Source organism: Streptomyces sp. UH6 (genome assembly GCF_013421635.1).
Lineage (GTDB): Bacteria > Actinomycetota > Actinomycetes > Streptomycetales > Streptomycetaceae > Streptomyces > Streptomyces abyssomicinicus.
Genome location: NZ_JACADT010001375.1, coordinates 1 through 1135, shown reverse-complemented (window position 1 = coordinate 1135; position 1135 = coordinate 1). Strand labels below are relative to the sequence as shown.

Sequence of the window (1135 nt, the reverse complement as noted above, 5' to 3'; positions counted from 1 at the left end):
CGCGGACGGCCACGGCCTCGACCTGACCACCGGGCCGCTGCTCGCGGCACGGCTGCTGCGCCTGTCGGAGGAACGCCACCTGCTGTTCCTGGTCGCGCACCACATCGTCTTCGACTCCTCCTCCACCGCCGTACTGGTCCGCGACCTGGCCGCCTTCTACCGCGCGCGCACCCGGGCGCAGGGCGGGCCCGGGCCCTCGCCGCTGCCCGAGCCGCCTCCGGCCGAGCGTCCCGGCGCCGCCGAACTCGCCGCGTCGCTCGACTTCTGGCGGCGTACGCTCCGGGACGCCCCGGACCTCTCGCTGCCCACCGACCGGCCCCGCCCGCCGGTCAGGTCCGGTGTGGGCGCGAGCCTCACCCACGCCCTGGAGGCCGGCCTCGTCGACCGGCTGCGCACCTACGCCGCCGGACACCGCGCGACCCTCTTCATGGCCCTGACCGGCGCCGTCGCAGCGGTGCTCGGCCGGATGGCGGGACAGCGGGACCTGGTGATCGGCACCGCGGTGGCCGCCCGTCCGGCCGGCGCCGAGGACCACGTCGGGGTCTTCCTGGACACCGTGCCGCTGCGGCTGGACCTCTCCGGCGACCCGGACTTCCCGACCCTCCTGGGCCGGGTCCGGGAGAGCAGCACCGCGGCCTACGACCACCGCGGCGTCCCCTTCGACGAACTCGTCGGCGCGCTGAACCCGCCGCGCGACGCGGGCCGCAACCCGCTGTTCCAGGTGATGGTCGAGTACGAGAACGAGGGCAGGGCCGACTTCGACCCGCCCCGGCTGACGGCCGCCCTGCTCGACGTGCCCAGCGCCCGGGCCCCGTTCGACCTGAGCGTCTACCTGACCCGTCACACGGACGGCGTGCGGTTCATGGTCGAGTACGACACCGCCCTCTTCGACGGGTCGACCGTGCGCCGCTTCGTGGAGTACGTCGAGCAGGTGCTGCGCCGTGCCCTCGACGACCCCGGCGCCTCCCTCACCGGCCTGACCGCCGTCACGGACTCCGACCGCGCCACGCTCGCCCGGCTGGGCCGCCTCGACGAGCCGGCGCCGACCGCCGAGGACACCCTGCACGGCCTCTTCGAGGAACAGGCCCGGCGGACGCCCGACGCCGTCGCCCTGGTCGGCGGCCCGCGGCAGGTG

General features: G+C 75.9%; 1 protein-coding gene. It reads left to right on the top strand.

All coding sequences use genetic code 11. From position 1 onward, the window contains the following. The coding region (locus HW445_RS32000; protein ID WP_257231437.1) for a condensation domain-containing protein at nucleotides 1-1135 on the top strand (1135 nt) is incomplete at both ends.